This is a genomic window from Pseudaquabacterium pictum (genome assembly GCF_005403045.1).
GTDB lineage: Bacteria > Pseudomonadota > Gammaproteobacteria > Burkholderiales > Burkholderiaceae_C > Pseudaquabacterium > Pseudaquabacterium pictum.
On record NZ_BJCL01000002.1, the window covers coordinates 520,508 to 541,245 of the forward strand.

The following is a 20,738-nucleotide window of genomic DNA, read 5'->3' on the forward strand; positions in this document are numbered from 1 at the left end:
ACCGCCACCTCACCATGGCCCAGCAGCTCAATCTCTTCGATGCGCGTTTCGCGCCGGTGCCACTGCGCTGGTCGGCGCGCCAGGCCGGCCTGGCCATGGCCGCCGTGGTGGTGCTGGCCTGGGGTGGCGCGCAGGCGCTGACGCTGGCCGCCAGCCGCGCCGAGGCCGAGGCCCAGGCCATCCAGGCCGGCATGTCGCCGCTGCGTGCCCAGGTGGGCACGCTGGCGGCCCGCCGCGATCCCGGCACCGCCGGCGAACTGGCCCGCCTGCAAGCCGCCGAGGCCACCCAGCGCCGGGTGCGCGCTGCGCTGGAAGCCGGCGCCGCCGGCGCCCGCGAGGGCCATGCGGAGGTGCTGCTGGCACTGGCCCGCCAGGCCTCCGGCCAGCTCTGGATCACCGGCCTGGGCGTGTCCGACGACGGCAGCGCCATCGACCTGGAAGGCCGCATGACCAGCAGCAGCGTGCTGGCCGACTACCTGCGCCGGCTCAACGACGAGCCGCGCTTCAAGGGCCGCCCCTTCGCGCAGCTGACCCTGCGCGCGGTGGACAACAACGGCGCTGCCCTGCCCTACACCGAGTTCGCGCTGCGCTCCACCCCGGCCACCGGCACCAGCACCTCGCCATGACATCCACCAACACCGCCGCCGCACCTGCCGCAGCGCTGGCCCAGCTGGCCACGCGGGGCCGGGTGCTGCTGCGCCAGTTCCACCAGCGCCCGCCGCGCGAGCGGCTGCTGCTGATCGCCGCCGCACTGGCCGTGCTGCTGGTGCTGGCCGACCAGCTGTGGCTGTCGCCTGCCTGGCGCAGCTTCCAGGCCGCCCGCAGCGCCCGGGCCATGGCCCTGCAGCAGCAGCAGGGGCTGCTGAACGACATCCAGCAGCTGCAGAGCCAGGGCGCGGCACAGGTGCGGCAGCAGCAGGCCGACCTGCAGCAGTGGCGCCAGCGCCTGCGCGATGGCGACACCGCGCTGCGCGGCCATGCCGACAGCCTGGTGGGCCCGGAGGCGATGCGCGACCTGCTGGGCCAGCTGCTGGCCCGCCACGGCGAGGTGCGGGTGCGGGCGGTGCGCTCGCTGGGCCGCAGCGACCTGCTGACCCCGGGCGCCGCTGGCACGCCGGCCACCGCTGCCAGCGCCGCCCGCACGGACAGCAGCACCGACAACCCCGCCGGCGGCCTCTACCGCCACGGCCTGGAGCTGGTGCTCGAAGGCGGCTACGCCGACCTGCTGGCCTACCTGCAGGCGATGGAGGCGCTGCCGCAGCGGGTGCTGTGGGGCGCCGTCAGCCTGAAGGTGGATCAGCACCCCCGGTCGGTGCTGACCCTGCGTGTCTACACCCTGAGCCGCGACCGCACGTGGCTGGAGATCTGACCATGACCCGCCTGCATCCCTACCCGGCCGCCCTGGCCCTGCTGGGCCTGGCTGGCGCCGCCACCGCCGGGCCGCTGGCCGATCCCACCCGCCCGCCGGCCGCCCTGATGGCCCCGGGCGGCCTGGCGGCCGCGGCGCTGCCGCACCGTGCCAATGCCGACACCGCCCGCGCCATTGCCGCCGCTGCGCGCGCGGCCGAGCCGCCGCCACCGTCGGCGCCCGCGGTGGTGCAGGCGGTGCAGCTGCCCGCCCAGGGCGCGGCCATGGCCCTGGTCGATGGCCGTGCGGTGAAGGTGGGCGATGCGGTGGACGGCCGCGCCGTGCTGGCCATCGACGCCCAGGGCCTGCTGCTGAAGGGCCCGCGCGGACCCGAGCGCCTGTGGCTGCTGGCCGGCACGCCCAAGCAGGCCGCCGGCAGCCTCACAGGCACCGCCAGCGCGCGCTACCAGCCGGCACCGCCGGCCGATCCCGCCACCCTGACCAATCCGCCAGCCGCCCTGTCGCTGGCCGGAAGGACCGCACCATGACCCCCCGCCTCCGCCGCGCGACGCCCCCGCTGGCCGCCCTGCTGGCTGCCCTGCTGCTGGGCCTGCCATCCCTGCAGGCCCGGCCTGCCGACGACCGCCCGGCCGCCCAGGATGGCAGCAACCTGCTGCCGCCGCTGGGCACGCTGATGCGGCCGCAGCAGCGCCGCGACCGCCAGCCCGAGACGCTGCGCCTGGCCCTGGCCGCGCCCTCGGCCACGGTCGACACCGCCGCAGCCGCGCTGCCGGTCAGCGCCGTGGCCGCGGTGATGCCGGCACCGGCCCCGGCAGCAGCCCCAGTCCTGGCACCCGCACCCGTCCTGGCACCCGCGCCCGCCGCCCTGCCCGTCACCCTGGTCGCCGCCGCCACGCCGGCCGCAGCGGCCCCGGCCGCCGCCCGCAGCGGCGCGCCCGATGCCCGCTTCGACCTGGCCATCAACAACGCGCCGGCCGCGCAGGTGTACCTGCAGCTGGCCCAGGGCACAGCCTGGAACATGCTGGTCTCGCCCGAGGTGACCGGCACGCTGTCGATCGCGCTGAAGGACACCACCGTGCCCGAGGCCCTGGACACGCTGCGCGAGCTGTTCGGCTATGAATACCGCATCACCGGCAACCGCATCTTCGTCTACCCCAACACGGTGCAGACGCGGCTGTTCCGGGTGAACTACCTGCCCGGCCGCCGCCAGGGCGCCAGCGACATCCGGGTGAGCAGCAGCGCCATGACCAGCGGCGCCACCACCGCCAACGGCACCAGCGGCAACACCACCCAGGGCGGTGGTGGCGGCAACAGCAGCGTGGGCAACCGCCCCGACGACAACGCCCATGTGCGCACCACCTCCGATGCCGACTTCTGGCGCGAGGTGCAGGCCTCGCTGGCCGCGCTGGTGGGCGGTGCCGGCGGCCGCCAGGTGGTGCTCAACCCGGCCGCCGGCGTGGTGGTGGTCAAGGCCACGCCGGGCGAGCTGCGCCAGGTCGAGCAGTACCTGAAGGCGGTGCAGCTGTCGATCGAGCGGCAGGTGATGCTGGAGGCCAAGATCGTCGAGGTCAGCCTCAGCAAGGACGCCCAGACCGGCATCAACTGGGGCGCCTTCGGCAAGCTGGGCAGCGGCCAGCTGTCGATCGGCAGCGCCGCGCCGGGCAGCCGGCTGGGCACCACCGGCAGCCTGAGCACCGCCGACGGCACCAGCATCGCCCCGGGGGTGGATGTGGCCACCGGCGCGCTCGGCCGTGGCTTCTACGGCCTGGCCTTCCAGGCCAGCAACTTCGCCGCGCTGCTGAACTTCCTGCAGACCCAGGGCGATGTGCAGGTGCTGTCCAGCCCGCGCATCGCGACGCTGAACAACCAGAAGGCGGTGCTGAAGGTGGGCTCGGACGAGCTGTACGTGACCGGCGTCACCACCACCACCACCAGCAACGGCACCAGCAGCAACAGCTCGCCGTCGCTGACGCTGCAGCCGTTCTTCAGCGGCATCTCGCTGGACGTGACGCCGCAGATCGACGACGCCGGCAACGTGATGCTGCATGTGCACCCCACCATCAGCACGGTGACCGAGAAGAACAAGAACATCGACCTCGGCTCGCTGGGCGCCTTCAAGCTGCCGCTGGCGGCCAGCGCGGTCAACGAGACGGATTCCATCGTGCGGGTGCGCGACGGCCAGATCGTCGCCATCGGCGGCCTGATGAAGCAGGAGCTGCGCGACGAGCGCACCGGCCTGCCGGTGGTCAGCGAAGCGCCGGTGGTGGGCGGGCTGTTCCGCCAGACCGGCACGGTGGTGAACAAGCGCGAGCTGGTGATCATGCTCAAGCCCACCGTCATCCAGGACGGCGCCGCCTGGCCGGACGGCCCCACCCTGGGCGGTCTGCCGGCGCCCGCGCCTGCGCAGCGCTGATGCGTCCGCTGTTGTCTTGCCATGGCCCGTCCTGAACGCATCCGCCTCGGCGACCTGCTGATCCAGGAAGCGCTGCTCACGCCGGCGCAACTGGACGAGGCCCTGGTCGACCAGAAGAAGACCGGCCGCAAGCTCGGCCGCATCTTCATCGACCGCCAGTGGGTGACCGAGGTGCAGATCGCCAAGGCGGTGGCGCGGCAGCTGCGCGCGCCCTTCATCGACCTGACCAGCCGCAACCTGCGGCCCGAGGTGGCCGGGCTGCTGCCCGAGACGCATGCCCGCCGCCTGCGGGCGCTGCCGATCGAGAACACCGCCGGCGCGCCGCTGCGGGTGGCGATGGCCGACCCCACCGACCTGAACGCCTACGACGAGGTGGCGCGGCTGACCCGCCGCGAGATCGACCTGGCGGTGGTGGCCGAGAGCCACCTGCTGGCCGCGCTGGACCGGGTGTACCGCGGCGGCGACGCCATGGCCGGCCTGGCCCGCGAGCTGACGGCCGACATCGCCAACGTCGAGGACGAGATCGGCGACCTGCTGGGCCTGGGCGCCGTGACCACCGAAGACGCGCCGGTGGTGCGCCTGCTGAGCACGATGTTCGAGCAGGCGCTGCGCTCACGCGCGTCGGACATCCACATCGAGCCGCAGGAGCGGCACCTGCGGGTGCGCTTCCGCATCGACGGCATGCTGCATGTGCAGACCGAGGCCGACCCCAAGATCGCCGGCGCGGTGGCGCTGCGCCTGAAGTTGATGAGCGGCCTCGACATCAGCGAGAAGCGTCTGCCGCAGGACGGCCGCTTCCACGTCAAGCTCAAGCACGGCAGCGTGGACGTGCGCATCAGCACCCTGCCCACCCAGCATGGCGAATCGGTGGTGATGCGGCTGTTGAACCAGAGCGCCGGCCTGCTCAAGCTCGACAACCTGGGCCTGCCGGCCGACGTGGCCGCCGCGGTGGACCGCTGCCTGCAGCGGCCCAACGGCATGTTCGTCGTCACCGGCCCCACCGGCAGCGGCAAGACCACCACGCTGTACGCCGCGCTGAACGCGCTGAACGACACCGAGCGCAAGATCATCACCGTCGAGGACCCGATCGAATACCGCCTGCCGGGCCTGAACCAGGTGCAGGTGCTCGACAAGATCGACCTCAGCTTCCAGCGGGTGCTGCGCGCCGCGCTGCGGCAGGACCCGGACGTGATCCTGATCGGCGAGATGCGCGACCAGACCACCGCCGAGATCGGCCTGCGCGCCGCGCTGACCGGCCACCTGGTGCTGAGCACGCTGCACACCAACGATGCGCTGTCCACCCCGCTGCGGCTGATCGACATGGGCGTGCCGCGCTACATGGTGGCGCTGAGCCTGCACCTGGTGCTGGCCCAGCGCCTGGTGCGCACCGTGTGCGCCGACTGCGCCGAACCCTGCGCGCCCGACGACCACCACCTGGGCTGGCTGCGCGAGGCGCTGGGCGAGGCCTTCGACACCACGCTGGCCGGCCGCCCGCTGCGGCGCGGCCGCGGCTGCCCGTCCTGCAACCACACCGGCTACAGCGGCCGCACCGGCGTCTATGAATTCATCGAGATGACGCAGGAGCTGGTGGAAGCCATGAACGACGGCGACCCGATCCGCTTCACCCAGGCCGGGCGCCGCCAGATGGCGGGCCGCACCCTGCGGCGCGATGCCCTGCGCCTGGCGCTGGAAGGCCGCACCACGCTGGACGAGGCGCTGCGTGTGGGCTCACAGCTGGCCGATGACTGAACCGCTGTGAGCGCCTGAGCCATGCCACGCTTTGCCTACACCGGCCGCGGTGCCAGCGGTGCCGTCCAGGGCGAACTGGATGGCGCCGACGCCAACGCGGTGGCCACGCTGCTGATGTCGCGCGGCGTCACGCCGCTGCAGATCGCCGCCAGCGGCGACGGCGGCAGCGCCGACGCGGCGGCCGGCGGCGGCGCACTGGCGCTGTTCCAGCCCAAGGTGCAGCCGGCCGACCTGATGCTGTTCTCGCGCCAGCTGCACACCCTGCTGCGCGCCGGCGTGCCCATCCTGCGGGCACTGGCGGGGCTGCAGGAATCGGCGGTCAACCAGCGCTTCCGGCAGGTGCTGGGCGACGTGCGTCGCAGCCTGGAATCGGGCATCGAGCTGTCGATCTGCTTTGCCCAGCAGGGCGGCGTGTTCGACAACTTCTATGTGTCGATGGTGCGCGTGGGCGAGATGACCGGCCGGCTGGACGATGTGTTCATGCGGCTGTTCAAGCACATCGAGTTCGAGCAGTTCATGCGCCAGCAGGTCAAGAGCGCGCTGCGCTACCCCGGCTTCGTGCTGCTGGCGATGATGGTGGCCATCGGCGTGATCAATGCGCTGGTGGTGCCCGCCTTCGCCAACGTGTTCAAGAGCTTCGGCGCCGAGCTGCCGCTGGCCACCCGCATCCTGGTGGCCAGCAGCAACTTCACGCTGGCCTACGGCTGGCTGCTGCTGGGCGGCGCGGTCGCGGCATTCTTCACGCTGCGCCAATGGATTGCGCAACCATCCGGCCGCCGGGTGTGGGACCGGCTGCTGCTGCGCCTGCCGCTGGCCGGGCGGATCGTGCAGAAAGCCACGCTGTCGCGGTTTGCGCGCAGCTTCGCGCTGGCCCTGAAGAGCGGCGTGCCCATCGAGCAGGCACTGAGCGTGGTGGCGCAGACGGTGGACAACGCCTGGATCAGCCACCAGATCGACGGCATGCGCGAAGCGGTGGAACGCGGCGACACCATCCTGCGCGCCGCGGTGGCCAGCGGCGTGTTCACCCCGGTGGTGCTGCAGATGATCGCCGTGGGCGAGGAGACCGGCGCCATCGACGAGCTGATGGAAGAGGTGGCCGAGCTCTACGGCAGCGACGTGCAGTACGAACTGAAGACGCTGTCGCAGCAGATCGAGCCGATCCTGATCGTCTTCCTCGGCGTGCTGGTGCTGGTGCTGGCCCTGGGCGTGTTCCTGCCGCTGTGGGACCTGGGCCGGGTCACCCTCAAGAAGTGAGCGCACCGCACCGATAACCCCTTGAACCCAATGCCCTGTGGCTGCGGGATGTCCCCCGAAACCTCAGCCCTGCCACACCCCTGGAGTCCCCCCATGAAATTCCGTCCCCAAGGCTTCACGATGATCGAGCTGATCGTCGTCATCGTCATCCTGGGCGTTCTGGCCGCCACCGCCCTGCCCAAGTTCATCGACATGAACAGCGACGCCAAGAGCGCGGCGCTCAAGGGTGTGGTCGGCGCTGCGGCCAGCGCGATGACGATCAACTACAGCGGCTGCGCCGTGGCGGCACAGGCCGCGACCAGCGGCAAGTGCGTGAAGGTGGACAACTGCAACGACCTGGGCACCATCATGCAGGGCGGCCTGCCCGCCGGCTACACCGTGGCCGATGGCGCGCTGGGCACCGGCGCCGCCGGCAGCAACGGCGTGGAAGCCACCTGCACCATCACCCAGACCGAAGGCAGCGCCACCGGCACCTTCACCGGCATCGCGGCAGGCAACGGCCTCTGATCCCCCACCGGACCGCGCCAGTGCCTGGGAACAGGCCGCGCGGTCCGGTTCATTTCGGCCCCTGATCCGGCGGCGCACCGGGCACCATCCAGCGGGATGGTCCTGTGCAACCCACCCCGACCGCGACACCTGCTGTCGACGGCAACAGCCAGGCGGGGCGCCGCCGGCGGGGCGGTGGTTTGGCGCTGGATCTGGCTGCTGCTGGTGCTGCTGCAAGGCCCGGCCGCGCTGGCCGCCAGCTACATCCCCACGGCATCGGCCAACACCGCCAGCGCCTACCCGTGGATCGACATCGCCACCACCGGCACCGCGCTGAACCTGGGGGACGATGCGGTCTCCGGCAGCATCCCCATCGGCTTCAGCTTCGCCCTCGGCAACCGCAGCTATACCACGTTGCGGGTGGACAGCAACGGCACGCTGCAGTTCGCCAGCGCCACCAGCGTCTTCACCAACACCACGCTGCCGCTGGACGGCACGTCCGGCAAGCCCAACATCGACGCGGTGCTGCTGCCGCTGTGGGACGACCTGCTGCCCGGCAGCGGCCAGGTGCGCTACCGCACCCAGGGCACGGCACCGGCACGGGTGTTCATCGTGTCCTGGATCAACGTGCCGTACTACGGTGGCGGCAATGCGCAGCGGGCCACCTTCCAGGTGCAGTTGCACGAGCAGGGCCAGATCGTCTACCGCTACGGCGCCGTGGACGGCAGCGGCGGCGCCCACAGCCCCGCCGGCAGCATGAGCAACCCGCGCGGCGCGGTGGTGGGCCTGGAGGTCAGCAACAGCGACTTCGTGCAATACGCCCGACAGACCGCGGCCGTGCCCTCGGGCACCACCATCCTGTGGTCGCGCGACCCGGGCGCGCCGGTGCTGGAGTACCTGTTCAACGAGGCCAGCTGGAACGGCAGCAGCGGCGAGGTGCGCGACACCTCGGGCAGCGGCCTGCACGGCACGGCGGCCAGCCTGTCGGCCACCAAGCCCACCACCGCCTCGGCCACGCCGGCGCTCGGCGGTGCCACCGGCACCTGCGGCTATGGCGTGTTCAACCGCAGCAACAAGGACCATGTGGCCGTGCCCGCGGACGCACCCAACCATGGTGCCGGCGGCAGCTTCACCATCAGCGCCTGGATCCGCGCCACCGACGCCAGCCTGCCCGCCCAGCGCATCGTGGTCGATGACCAGAACAACAACGGCGGCTACGGCCTGTCGCTGGGCGACGGCGGTGCCGGCACCCTGCGCTTCCTGAGCCGCGGCACACCCTCCCAGGTGGTCCTGGACTCCCCCTCGGTGATCGCCAGCAACACCTGGTACTTCGTCGCCGCCAGCGTGGACACCGCCACCAGGACCAAGCGGCTCCTGGTCTACAACAGCGCCGGCAGCCAGCTGGCAGCGGTCAGCGCCACCTACACCGAGGCCAGCTTCGGCAGCGATGCGGGCGACATGTCGGTCGGCGGCGAGAACAACGCGGCCACCGAGGCCTCGAATGCCTTCGGCTTCGGCGGCAACATCGACGAGGTGCGGATCTTCGGTGCGGCGCTGAGCACCACCCAGCTCGACGCCGTGCGGCTGCTGACCACGAACTGCACGCCCGCCACGCTGGTGGCGGAGTACCGCTTCGAGGAGTCGGCCTGGAACGGCACGGCCGGCGAACTCAAGGACAGCGGGCTCGCCAGCGGCGGTCCGTACAACGGCCGCGCCCAGGGCAGCGGCCTGCCCAGCCCGGCCACCACCAGCCCGGCGCGCACCGGCAACCCGGGCACCTGCGGCTACGCCACCCTGCCGGGCCCGACCAGCGGCGGCGGCAGCTTCGTCGTCAACAGCCTGCCGGTGGTGACCACCGCCGGCGCGCAGACCACCATCGGCTTCTGGATGTACTGGAACGGCATCGACAGCAACGTGGCGGTGGGCTGGAACCGCTACCTGGTGGGCATGGCGTCCAACCTGATCGGCTTCAACACCGACAACGGCGATCTCTACGGCACGTCGGCCAGCGGCCTGGCCAATGGCTGGCACCATGTGGTGGCCGTCTTCACCAACGGTGGCGTCACCGCCAACAGGCTCTATATCAACGGCTCGCTGCGGTCGCTCAGCCAGGTGGCCGGTACGCCAGTCAACGCGAATGCGGTGGTCACCAGCAACCTCACCATCGGCGGCTACGGCAACAACACCAACTACCGGTTCACCGGCCGCATCGACGAGGTGGTGGTCTACAACGGCGCGCTGTCGGCGGGCGAGGTCACCAGCCTGTACCAGCGCACCCGCCCCTGCTTCACCGCGCCGGACCACCTCGAGATCCGGCTCGAGAGCGGCACCGGCCTGACCTGCGCACCGGCGACGCTGACGGTGGTGGCCTGCAAGGATGCCAGCTGCAGCGCCCTGTACGACGGCGGCCTCACCGGCAGCCTGACCGCCACCGGCGCCGGCATGAGCGTGGCCTGGCCCGATGGCCAGAGCTTCCGCATCCCGGCGGGCAGCGGCAGCACCACGCTGCGCATGCAGCTCACCACCGCCGGCAGCGTGGTGGTGGGCGCCAACGGACTGGCGCCGGCCCCCACCCGCACCACCACCTGCAACTTCGGCAGCCCGCAGTGCACTTTCAGCGCCGCCGCAGCCGCGCTGCGCTTCGACGTGCCCGACCACCGCGCCGAGAGCGCGCAGCCGTTCAGCGTCAGCGCCGTGGGCTCGTCGGGCGGCAGTTGCAACGCGGCCTTCGCCTCGTCCACCCGCACGCTGCGGCTGCGGTGCAGCTACGTCAATCCAGGCACCGGCACGCTGCCGGTGCGGGTGGGTGGCACGGCACTGAACAGCGGCAACAACAGCGCCCTGGCCTGCGACGGCACGGGCCGCGACGTGAGCCTGGCCTTCGACGCCAGCGGCGTGGCCAATGCGACGCTGCTGTATGCCGATGCCGGGCAGGTGCAGCTGAACGCCACCTACACCGGCAGTCTCGCCACCGCCGACATCGGTCTGACGATGACCGGCTCCGACCGCTTCATCACCGCACCGGCCAGCTTTGGCTTCAGCGGCATCACGGCCGGGCCGATCCGCGCCGGCAATGCCTTCGCCGCCAACGTGACGGCGCGCAACAGCACCGGCAGCACCACGCCCAACTTCGGCCGCGAGACACCGCCGCAGGAGGTGCTGCTGGGCTTCAGCCGCTTCCAGCCCACCGGCAGCGGCGCCAGCGACGGCAGCTTCAGCGGCAACCTGGGCAGCTTCTCCGGCGGCAGCGCGACAGCCAGCGATCTGGCCTGGACCGAGGTGGGCAGCCTCGACCTGAGCGCCGCGCTGGTCAGCGGCAGCTACCTGGGCACCGGCATGGCCGTGACCGGCAGCACCGGCAGCAGCGGGGCGGTGGGCCGCTTCATCCCGCACCACTTCGATGTGGCACTGACGCCGGCCTGCGGCGCCTTCAGCTACGCCGGCCAGCCCTTCACCGCCACGGTGACCGCCCGCAACGCCTTCAACGACACCACGGTCAACTACGACGGCGGCAGCACCACCAGCCCCAACCACGCCAAGCTGGTGACCCTGGCCAATGTGCCCGCCCTGGGCCTGGGCAGTCTGTCGGGCAGCAGCCTCGCGGCCAGCGTCTTCCGTGCCGGCGTGGGCAGTGGCCTGCCGGCCTACAGCTTCAGCAGCAAGACCACCGCGCCGCAGAGCCTGGTGCTGCGCGCCACCGACACCGACAGCACCAGTTCCAGCGGCCACGCCGAACCGGCGATGCCGTTGCGCAGCGGCCGGCTGCGGCTGGCCAACGCCTTCGGCCAGGCCACGGCCGCGCTGCAGCTGGCTGCCACCACCGACTACTGGAACGGCAGCCTCTGGCAGCTCAACAGCGCCGACAGCTGCACCGCCCTGGCCGCCAGCAGCGTGGCGCTGAGCAACCCGCGCGGCGCCACCGGCGCGGCCAGCACCGCCACCAGCAGCGCCGGCGAGGTGGCCATCAGCAGCGGCAGCGGGCTGCTGACACTGACGGCGCCCAGCCCGGCCGGCAGCACGCTGAGCCTGGACATCGCCGTCAACCTGGGCAGCACCGGCACCGACCAGTCCTGCAACAGCCTGCGCCCGGCCAGCACCGGCGCCGGCCTGCCCTGGCTGCGGGCGCAGAACGGCAGCTGCGCGGCCACCGCCGACCGCGACCCCGCCGCCCGCGCCAGCTTCGGCATCTTTGCGCCGGAGACCCGCAAGACGGTGCATGTGCGCGACCTCTACTGACGGGAACAAGGCCGCAGCGGCGGCGCTTTTCACGCGGTGGCCACCCGGGCCGCAGCGGCAACATACCAGCCGATGCGCGCCGTCTGTCCCACGCCACCCGCCGCTGCGCCCACTGCATGGCTGCGGCATGCCTGCAGCGGGCTGCACAGTACGCCGGCGCTGCGGCTGTGGCGGCACACGCTGGCCTGCGCCTGCCTGCTGCTGCTGCTGTGGCCGCTGGCACTGCGGGCCCAGTCGGTCACCTACACCTTCCCGGGCAGCCTGCCACCGGGCTGCAGCGGCAGCGGGCCCAACTACAGCTGCGCGGCCGGTGCGCTGCCCAACAACACGGCGGTGGTGATCAACAGCCCGAGGCCGGCCACGATCACCATCAACGGCAACGTGGACGTGGGCCAGGGCACGGTGATCAATGCCGCGGGCAGCGCCAGCGACCTGACGCTGGTGGTCAACGGCACGCTCACGCTGCGCATGAACAGCCGCATCACCGCGACGATCCAGGCCCGCACGGTGACCGATGCCGAAGGCTATGCCACCGTCACCGGCAACATCACCAGCACCGTCGGCGCGGTGACGGTCGGGCAGTTCGGCAGCGTCAGCGGCAGCATCAGCTCGGCATCGACGCTGACCCTGGGCAACTACGTGAACGTGGGCGGCAACCTCAGCGCCGCCAGCACCATCACCCTGAACCAGGAGGCCACTGTCGGCGGCAACGTCTACAACGCCGACAACAACCTGGAGATGGCCTTCCGCAGCCGCATCCGAGGCTCGGCCGACATCGACTTCACCGTGAACATGGCGCAGGAGTCCCGCATCGACGGCAACCTGAGCAGCCGGGATGACGACATCAACCTGGGCTACGCCGCCATCGTGGGCGGCACGGTGTACGCCCAGGAATCGATCACGCTGGCCCAGAATGCCGCCGCCGGCGCGCTGCTGTCGGACATCGGCGACATCAGCATCGGCTATGCCGCGCAGGTGACGGGCGACATCACCACCACCAACGGCACCGTCGATTTCCTCCAGGACAGCGTGGCCGGCGGCTGCGTGCGCTCGGTGGACACCGACCGCATCACGCTGGGCACCAATGCCCGCATCGGTGCGGTGTGCTGCGGCACGGCCACCAATGGCAGCTGCAGCCGCAGCTGCGTCTCCAACAGCAGCGGGCGCACGTTGCCGGCGGCGTGCACCAGCGCGGCGAGCGTGCCCACGCCGATCGCCAGCTGGCTGTTCAACGAGGCAGGCTGGGGCGGCGGCGCCGGCGAGGTGCGCGACAGCAGCGGCAGCTTCCATGCGCAGGCGGCGGGCCTGTCGTCCACCACTGCCAGCGTGGCCGATGCCACCCCGGCGCTGGGCACCAGCACCGGCACCTGCGGCTATGGCGTGTTCAACCGCAGCAACCTGCAGCATGTGCTGCTGCCGGCATCGTTCGGCAACCTGGGCGCGTCAGCCAGCTTCACGTTGACGGCCTGGTTCCGCACCACCGACAACACCCAGCCCAACCAGCGCATCTTCGCCGACGACGAGAACGGCCATGCCACCTCCAACAACGGTTTCATCCTGTCGCTGGGTGACCGGGGCACCGGCACCCTCACCTTCCTGACCCGCGGCACCACCTTCAGCACCGACGAGCTGATCACCAGCGCGGTGGTGGCCAACAACACCTGGTACCACGTCGCCTTCGGCGTGAACGTCGCCACCCGCACGAAGTTCCTGCGGCTGACCGATGCGGCCGGCACGGTGGTGGCCAACATCAGCGTCGGCTACAGCCAGGCCAGCATCGGCAGCGACAGCGGCCGCGCCTCCATCGGCGGCGAGACCGCCAGCGCCGCGGGAGGCGAAGCCAATGCCAGCTTCGGCTTCGCCGGCAACATCGACGAGGTGCGGGTGTACGAGAGCGTGCTGAGCGCAGCCCAGATCGACGCGGTGCGCCAGCTCGGCAGCAGCTGCGGCGGCACGCTGCGCGCCAGCTACAACTTCGACGAGACCAGCTACGCCGGCACCGTCGGCGAGTGGCGCGACAGCACCGCCAGCTTCCACGGCCGCGGCGTGGGCGCCAGCATGCCCGGCACGGCCACGGCCAGCCCGGCACGCACCGGCAGCCCGGGCACCTGCCGCTATGCCAGCTTTGCCGGCCCCACCGCCAACGGCCCGGGCCTGCTGGCCACCGGTCTGCCCACCACCACCACGGCCGGGGCCAAGACCACGGTGGCGTTCTGGATGAAGTGGAGCGGCACCGACGACAACATCGTGGTGAGCTTCGGGCCCTATGACCTCGGCTTCCTGGGCGGCCACTTCGGCTTCAACACCAACGCCTCGGATGTGTACGGCATCGCCAGCACCGGGCTGTCGGGCGTGTGGAAGCATGTGGTGGCGGTGTTCGTCAACGGCGACATCACCGCCAACGAGCTGTATGTGGACGGTGTGCGGCAGCGGCTGACGCAGCGCCTGGGCACGCCGAACAGCGGCAACATGGTCACCAGCACCTCGTTCCAGGTGTCGGGCTACACCGCCGACACCAACCACCGCTACATCGGCGATGTGGACTCGGTACGCCTCTACAACGGCGCACCGTCGCCGTCGCAGGTGGCCAGCCTGCTGGCCGAGACCCCCAGCACCTGCGTCACCGGTCCGGCGCGCATCCGCATCGAGCATGCCAGCGGCAGCGGACTGACCTGCACGCCCAGCACGCTGACCGTGCGCGCCTGCGCCAGCGCCGACTGCAGCAGCAACTACACCAGCGGCGCCGTCACCGGCACGCTGAACAGCACCGGCGGCAGCGTCAACTGGCCGGATGGCGCCAGCTTCAGCATCGCCGCGGGCAGCAGCACGGCCACCGTGCGGGTGCAGCCGACCACCACCACCGCCACCGTGCTGGGCGTGGCCAGCAGCAGCCCGGCGGCCAGCAATGCCGCCACCTGCAACTTCGGCAGCCCAGTGTGCACCTTCACCGCGGCCGATGCCGGCTTCGTGTTCAACGTGCCCGACCACCGCAGCGAGGCCTCGCAGACGGTGAACGTGAGCGCCGTGCGCCGGAGCGATGGCAGCACCATCTGCACGCCGGCCTTCGCCAGCACCAGCAAGGCGGTCACCTTCACCTGCGGCTACACCAACCCCGCCACCGGCACGCTGCCCGTGCGGGTGGGCGGCGCGGCGCTGAACAGCGGCAACAACGCCGCAGCCGCCTGCGACAGCACCGGCCGCGCAGTGACGCTGGCCTTCAACGCCAACGGCGTGGCCAGCACCACGGTGCAGTACGCCGACGTGGGCCAGCTGCTGCTGTCGGCCCGCTATGCCGGCGCCGCCGGCAGCAGCGAGGCCGGCCTGGTGATGACCGGCAGCGACAGCTTCATCGCCGCCCCTTCCACCCTCACCGTGTCCGGCGTCACCAGCGGGCCGATCCGCGCCGGCAGCGCATTCGCCGCCACCGCCACCGCCCGCAACAGCGCCGGCAACGCCACGCCCAACTTCGGCCGCGAGACCAGCGCCGAGACGCTGTACGTCGGCTGGACACGCATCCAGCCGACCGGCAGCGGCGCGATCAACGGCAGCTTCAGCGGCAGCTTCGGCAGCTTCAGCGGCGGCAGCGCCAGCGCCAGCAACCTGACCTGGACCGAGGTGGGGCGGGGCGACCTGGTGCTGCGCAGCTTCAATGCCGCCGGCTACCTGGGCAGCGGCCTGTTGGCCTATGGCAGCAGCGCCGGGCAGGCGGTGGTCTGCTCCAACGAGAACGTCAACTGCGTGCTGCCCGGCGGCACCACCGCCACGGTGTACTACGGCGAGCGCAGCACCTGGGCGGCCAAGACCGGCCAGACCGGCACCGTGTCCTGCACCAACGGCAACTTCGGCGATCCGCTGCCGGGCGTGCCCAAGAAGTGCGTGTACGTGGCCACCAGCGCCACCAACGGCTCGGTGGGCGATGTCATCCCCCACCGCTTCACCGTGGCGGCCAGCAACGCCTGCGGCAGCTTCAGCTATGCCGGCCAACCCATGGCCACCACGGTGACGGCACGCAACGCGGCCGGCAACACCACGGTCAACTTCAATGGCACGGCCACCACCACGCCGGCCTTCGCCCAGGCGGTGACGCTGGCCGATGCCGCCGGCCTGGGCACCGGCACGCTGTCGGGCCACACCATCGCGGCCAGCGGCTTCAGCGCCGGCGTGGCCAGCGCCACGCCCAGCTACGCCTTCACCAGCAAGACCACCGCGCCGCAGAGCCTGGTGCTGCGCGCCACCAACGGTGGCAGCGGCAGCAGCCTGATCAGCTCGCAGGGCCACGCCGAGCCCACGCTGCCGCTGCGCAGCGGCCGCCTGCGGCTGGGCAATGCCTTCGGCCGGGCCACGTCCGCGCTGCAGATGCCGGTGGCGGTCGACCACTGGAGCGGCAGCGCCTGGCTGCTGAACAGCGCCGACAGCTGCACCGCCCTGGCCGCCAGCAGCGTGGTGCTGAGCAACCCGCGCGGCGCCACCGGCGCGGCCAGCACCGCCACCAGCAGCGCCGGCGCGGTGGCCATCAGCAGCGGCAGCGGGCTGCTGACCCTGGCCGCGCCCAGCCCGGCCGGCAGCACGCTGAGCCTGGACATCGCCGTCAACCTGGGCAGCACCGGCGCCGACCAGTCCTGCAACAGCCTGCGCCCGGCCAGCACCGGCGCCGGCCTGCCCTGGCTGCGGGCACAGAACGGCAGCTGCGCGGCCACCGCCGACCGCGACCCCGCCGCCCGCGCCAGCTTCGGCATCTTTGCGCCGGAAACCCGGAAGACCATCCATGTGCGCGACCTCTTCTGAGCGTCCGGCCCGCGGCTCCGGCCACCACCGCCACCGCGGTTTCACCATGGTCGAGCTGATCGCGGTGCTGCTGCTGGTGGGCGTGCTGGCGGTGGTGGCGCTGCCGCGCCTGGACGGCAGCCTGGGCCTGCGTGGCACCGCCTGGCGCGACCAGGTCCAGGCCGGCCTGCTGCAGGCCCGCAGCCTGGCCACCGGCCACCGCCGCCTGGTGTGCGTGACGGTGACCATCGGCGCGGTGCGCCTGGCCATGGCCAGCGCCAACCCGGCCAGCAGCTGCAACACCACCCTGCCCGGCCCCGACGGCGATGCCCGCTGGGCGGTGGACCCGCAGTCGCTGGCCGTCACCGTCAGCCCGGCGGGCACGCTGTTCGTGCAGCCCGATGGCCGCATCACCAGCGACGGCGCCGGCCTGACGGCGGTCAACGCCAGCGTGGCCATCGCCGGCGAGACCACGCTGCAGATCACCGGGGAGACCGGCCATGTGCGCTGAGCGCCGCCGCCGCCCCCGCCCCCGCCGTGGTTTCACCCTGCCCGAGGCGCTGCTGGCCATCGTGGTCATCGGCGTCGGGCTCACCGGCGTGCTGGCAGCCTTCGGCAGCGTCACCCGCAACAGTGCCGACCCGGTGGTGCACAAGCAGATGGTGGCGGTGGCGCAGGAGCTGCTGGAGGAGATCCAGCTCAAGCCCTATGCGGTGGCGGCCCACACCGCGCCGGCCGGCTGCGCCCGCGACACCTTCAACGACGTGCGCGACTACAACGGCTACGGCAGCACCGGCGTGTGCACCGTCGACGGCGTGGCCATCCCGGCGCTGGCCGGCCTGGGCGTCAGCGTGACCGTGGCCAGCGGCACGCTGGGCGGCGTGGCGGCGGCATTGAAGATCACCGTCACCGTGCAGAGCGCCGGCCAGACGCTGACCCTGGTGGGCTGGCGCACCGACTACGCCTCATGACCCGCAGCCGCCGCCCGCCGCCCCTTGGCTTCACCCTGGTGGAGCTGATCGTCACCCTGGTGCTGTTCGGCCTGATGGCGGCCACGCTGGTGGTGTTCCTCAAGCCGGCGATCGACAGCTGGCTGGCGGTGCGCACCCGCGCCGCCCTCGCCTCGGACGCCGACCATGCGCTGCGCCGCATGCTGCGCGACGTGCGCGCCGCGGTGCCCAACTCCATCCGCACGCCGGGCACGCAGTGCTTCGAGCTGGTGCCCACCGGTGGCGGCGGCCGCTACCGCACCGCGGCCGATGCCGTCACCGCCGGCAGCGCCGCGGTCGACCCGCAGGCCGCCACCAGCCAGTTCGACGTGTTCAACACCCTGGCCCCGCTGCCGGCGGTGGGCGACTGGGTGGTGGTCGACAACCAGAACCCGGGCGATGTCTACAGCGGCAGCAACCGCAGCGCCATCACCGCGCTGTCCACGCCGGCGGCGGCGCATGGCCGGCACCGCCTGTCGATCAACGCGCTGCAGTTCCCGCTGGGCTACGACGGCGGCCGCTTCACCTGGGTGCCCGACAGCCAGAAGGCAGTGTTCTATGTCTGCAGCGGCGCCAGCAGCACGCTGGATGGCAGCGGCGACGCGCCGGGCGTGCTCTACCGGCTGAAGAACTACGGCTTCAACGCCGGCGCACCGGCCAGCTGCCCGTCGGTGGCCGGCGCCGATGTGCTGGCCACCGGCGTGCGCAGCTGCCGCTTTCTCTACGACGCCAACCAGGGCGCCACCCAGCAGAGCGGCTTCGTCTCGCTGCAGATCGAGCTGACCCGCAGCAACGAGACCGCCAGCCTGGTGCTGGGGGCGCATGTGAGCAACGTGCCATGACGCCGCCCCGGTTGTCCCTTCCCGCACGCGGTCTTGGCGCCGTGGCCGTCATCGTGGTGCTGGTGCTGCTGGCCGCGGTGGCCGCGGCGGTGGTGCGCTTCGGCCAGCAGGGGCAGACCATGGTGCAGCAGGATGTGCAGTCCCTGCGCGCCAGCGCCGCCGCACGCGCCGGCATCGAATGGGGCCTGTTCCAGGCGCTCAAGGGCAGCTGGACCAGCTGCAGCGCCACCAGCCAGACGCTGGACCTGGCCGCCGATGGCGGCATGCGGGTCACCGTGAGCTGCAGCTCCACCCTCTACAACGAGGGCCTGGACAGCACCGGCGCCAACCGCACGGTGCGCCTGTTCACCATCGACGCGGTGGCCTGCAACAGCGGCGGCAACTGCCCCGATGCCACCGCCGCGGTGCGCAGCGGCTATGCCGAGGCACGCCGCCAGGTGCAGGCCACCAACAACTAGCCGGCCGGTCAGTCCTTGAACCGGATGCTGGTCGCCTCCAGCACCTGGCGGTCGGCCGACAGACGGCCCTTGACCTCCAGCGTGCCGGTGTAGCCCACCAGGGCGGCGGCGCTGCCGCCGTCGAAGACGGCACCGGCATAGGCCACCGTCACGCCGCGCAGCAGGAAGCGCCGGGCCGCGGTGTCCAGCGCGCTGGGCGTGCCCTTCAGCTCGAAGCCGCGCACCGTCTCCGGCGCGCTGGCCTGCACCCGGGTCGCCACCAGCACGCCGGCCTGCAGGCTGCCGCGCACCTGCACCCGCGCGCCCACGGCCACCGTGCCGTCCACCCGCGCAGCGCTGCTGTCCACCAGGGTGCCGTTGACGGTGAAGCGGGTGGCCGAGGCCACCGCCGACACCAGGCCCTCCAGGCCGGCGCCGTCGCTCTGGCTGGGCAGGCGGTCGTCGGCGCGCTGGGTGCTCACCTGCCAGCGGTCGCTGGCGTCCTTGGCGCTCTGCAGCTTCAGCTGCACGATGGTGCCGGCCGCCAGCCCCGCGGTGCTGCCGGCAAAGCGCTGGCTGCCCACGGTGAAGCTCTGGCTGCCGTCGACCGAGGCCACCGGGCCGCTGACGCTGTAGGTGCTGCCGGCCGCCGCCGGCGCAACGCGGGTGGCCACCCAGCCGGTGCGGCTGGCGTCGTACAGGCCCCACACCTCCAGCAGCTGGCCATCGGCCACCGCAGCCAGGCCGCCGGCCAGGCTGCTGTCGAAGGCGGTGTCGCCGGTCACCAGCACCAGCTGGCCCAGCACCCGCAGGCTGCCGGACGCCAGGTCGATGCCGGCCGCTGGGCCCAGCAGCGCGCGCCGGGTGCGCACCCGGGTGGCGGTGGCAGTCAGGGTGACGCCATCGCTGGCGGTGGCCACGGCGCCGCCTTCCACATCCACCACCAGGCCCAGCGCCAACTTGCTGCGGTCACTGCCGTTGCCATCGTCGTCGCTGACGGTGGCGCTGCTGTCGTCGTAGCGCACGCCACTGACCACGATGGAGCCCAGGCCGGTGATCGGCCCGCTGCCCACCGAGGTGAAGGTGCCGGTGCCTTCGGTGCCCACGCCGCCACCGCAGCCGCCGATGCTGCCCACCAGCAGGGCGGCCAGCACCGCGCAGACCAGGGCGCCGCAGAAGGCGCCCACATCGGGCAGCCAGGCCAGCAGCGGCCGCAGCCAGCGCCAGCGCGGCGGGCGCGAATCAGGATGCAGCGTCGGTGTCATCGGAGCTCTCCGGGGGGGCCGCGGGCGCAGGGGCCGCGGGCAGGTGTTGGGGTCGGGTGTGGGTGTAGAGGCCCAGGCGCACCTGATGGCGCACTGGTGTACGCGCCAACCGGTCTTCCGGATGCGGCCCCGGGGCAGACGGTGGGTCGGCGGCCTCTGCGGCATCGCGGGCGATCAGGTCTTCCAGCGCCGGCACCAGGGCCTGCAGCGTGGCCTGCCACTGCGCGGTGACCAGCTGGCGGAACGTGGCCAGCGAGGCCTCGCTGAGGCCGCCGGCAAAGATCGCCTGCTCGAAGTGGCGTGGCGTGCCAGGCACGCCGGCATCGTGCAGCAGGTTGTCGACTGCGCCGTCCAGGTGGGCGCCGACGTTGCGGCCCAGCACCTGCAGCATGCGCGCCTGGTCGCCCAGCGGCACGAAGCCGTCGCGCACCAGGCGCACGGTGTCGGCCTCGGCATCCAGCTGGGCCAGTCCCAGGCGCAGCAGTTCATCGAGCAGGCTGCGCGGGTGCACATCACGGGTGATGGCCTGGGCCAGGCTCTCGAAGCTGGGCGCCGGGCCCTGGCGCGGCAGCGCGGCGGGCGCGCCATCGGTGCCCAGATAGGGCGGCTGGCTGCGCCAGTGGGCGAACAGCTCGCTGGCATGGCTGCGTGCCGGCGGTGGCTGCTGCGCGGCGCCGTCGCGCAGCGCCGTCACCAGGCGCGTCACCTCGCGGCGGTGGATGCCGGTGGCGGTGGTGATGCGGCTGACCCGCCGGTGCGGCGGCAGCGCCGCATGCGCCTGGTCGGCGGCGTCCACCAGCGCCTGCTTCATCAGCTCGTCCAGCGTGGCATGGGTGACGCCCTGCGCCAGCGCCAGACGTGCCAGCGGCGCCAGCAGCTGGCGCATGGCAGTGGCCAGGGCGTCCGGCGATGCGGGGTCGGTGCTCACGTGGGG

15 protein-coding genes are annotated in these 20,738 nt (G+C 72.3%); 13 read left to right on the forward strand and 2 right to left on the reverse strand.

Annotation, left to right across the window (positions count from 1 at the left end):
• Positions 1 to 14 precede the first annotated feature (14 nt).
• The 13 genes from FFT10_RS06420 to FFT10_RS06480 all read left to right on the forward strand — a co-directional run bounded on the left by FFT10_RS06420 (position 15) and on the right by FFT10_RS06480 (position 18,560).
• The gene (locus FFT10_RS06420; protein ID WP_137731943.1) at positions 15 to 626 is read left to right on the forward strand and encodes a PilN domain-containing protein; all 612 of its coding nucleotides are present in this window, start codon (positions 15 to 17) and stop codon (positions 624 to 626) included.
• Entirely contained in the window at positions 623 to 1,369 is a 747-nt protein-coding gene (locus FFT10_RS06425; protein ID WP_137731944.1) for a hypothetical protein, read from the forward strand. The genes FFT10_RS06420 and FFT10_RS06425 overlap by 4 nt, the downstream gene beginning before the upstream one ends.
• Before the next feature lie 2 nt (positions 1,370 to 1,371).
• Positions 1,372 to 1,896, forward strand: a complete 525-nt coding sequence (locus FFT10_RS06430; RefSeq protein ID WP_137731945.1) for a hypothetical protein — start codon at positions 1,372 to 1,374, stop codon at positions 1,894 to 1,896.
• Positions 1,893 to 3,782, forward strand: a complete 1,890-nt coding sequence (gene mshL, locus FFT10_RS06435) for a pilus (MSHA type) biogenesis protein MshL (protein ID WP_228026976.1) — start codon at positions 1,893 to 1,895, stop codon at positions 3,780 to 3,782. The genes FFT10_RS06430 and mshL overlap by 4 nt, the downstream gene beginning before the upstream one ends.
• A gap of 21 nt (positions 3,783 to 3,803) precedes the next feature.
• On the forward strand, positions 3,804 to 5,531 hold the full coding sequence (locus FFT10_RS06440; RefSeq protein WP_137731946.1) for a GspE/PulE family protein: 1,728 nt from the start codon (positions 3,804 to 3,806) through the stop codon (positions 5,529 to 5,531).
• A gap of 21 nt (positions 5,532 to 5,552) precedes the next feature.
• Positions 5,553 to 6,785, forward strand: a complete 1,233-nt coding sequence (locus FFT10_RS06445) for a type II secretion system F family protein (RefSeq protein ID WP_137731947.1) — start codon at positions 5,553 to 5,555, stop codon at positions 6,783 to 6,785.
• Between the two features lie 93 nt (positions 6,786 to 6,878).
• Positions 6,879 to 7,292, forward strand: a complete 414-nt coding sequence (locus FFT10_RS06450) for a type II secretion system protein (protein ID WP_137731948.1) — start codon at positions 6,879 to 6,881, stop codon at positions 7,290 to 7,292.
• Between the two features lie 174 nt (positions 7,293 to 7,466).
• Positions 7,467 to 11,507, forward strand: a complete 4,041-nt coding sequence (locus FFT10_RS28565; RefSeq protein WP_162520707.1) for a LamG domain-containing protein — start codon at positions 7,467 to 7,469, stop codon at positions 11,505 to 11,507.
• Between the two features lie 72 nt (positions 11,508 to 11,579).
• A complete protein-coding gene (locus tag FFT10_RS06460; RefSeq protein ID WP_137731950.1) occupies positions 11,580 to 16,292 on the forward strand; it encodes a laminin G domain-containing protein in 4,713 nt (1,570 codons plus the stop codon).
• Entirely contained in the window at positions 16,273 to 16,782 is a 510-nt protein-coding gene (locus FFT10_RS06465; RefSeq protein WP_137731951.1) for a prepilin-type N-terminal cleavage/methylation domain-containing protein, read from the forward strand. Before FFT10_RS06460 ends, FFT10_RS06465 begins: the two co-directional genes overlap by 20 nt.
• Entirely contained in the window at positions 16,772 to 17,242 is a 471-nt protein-coding gene (locus FFT10_RS06470) for a type IV pilus modification PilV family protein (protein WP_137731952.1), read from the forward strand. Before FFT10_RS06465 ends, FFT10_RS06470 begins: the two co-directional genes overlap by 11 nt.
• Positions 17,239 to 18,102: a type II secretion system protein gene (locus FFT10_RS06475; protein WP_137731953.1), complete on the forward strand. Its 864-nt coding sequence runs from the start codon at positions 17,239 to 17,241 to the stop codon at positions 18,100 to 18,102. The genes FFT10_RS06470 and FFT10_RS06475 overlap by 4 nt, the downstream gene beginning before the upstream one ends.
• Positions 18,099 to 18,560, forward strand: a complete 462-nt coding sequence (locus FFT10_RS06480; protein WP_137731954.1) for an MSHA biogenesis protein MshP — start codon at positions 18,099 to 18,101, stop codon at positions 18,558 to 18,560. The genes FFT10_RS06475 and FFT10_RS06480 overlap by 4 nt, the downstream gene beginning before the upstream one ends.
• 8 nt (positions 18,561 to 18,568) lie before the next feature.
• Here the strand turns inward: FFT10_RS06480 and FFT10_RS06485 are convergent, their stop codons facing one another.
• Positions 18,569 to 19,804, reverse strand: a complete 1,236-nt coding sequence (locus tag FFT10_RS06485) for a DUF5666 domain-containing protein (protein WP_137731955.1) — start codon at positions 19,802 to 19,804, stop codon at positions 18,569 to 18,571.
• Positions 19,782 to 20,732, reverse strand: coding sequence for a DUF6502 family protein (locus FFT10_RS06490; RefSeq protein WP_137731956.1), 951 nt, complete (start codon positions 20,730 to 20,732; stop codon positions 19,782 to 19,784). The genes FFT10_RS06485 and FFT10_RS06490 overlap by 23 nt, the downstream gene beginning before the upstream one ends.
• Between the last annotated feature and the right edge of the window lie 6 nt (positions 20,733 to 20,738).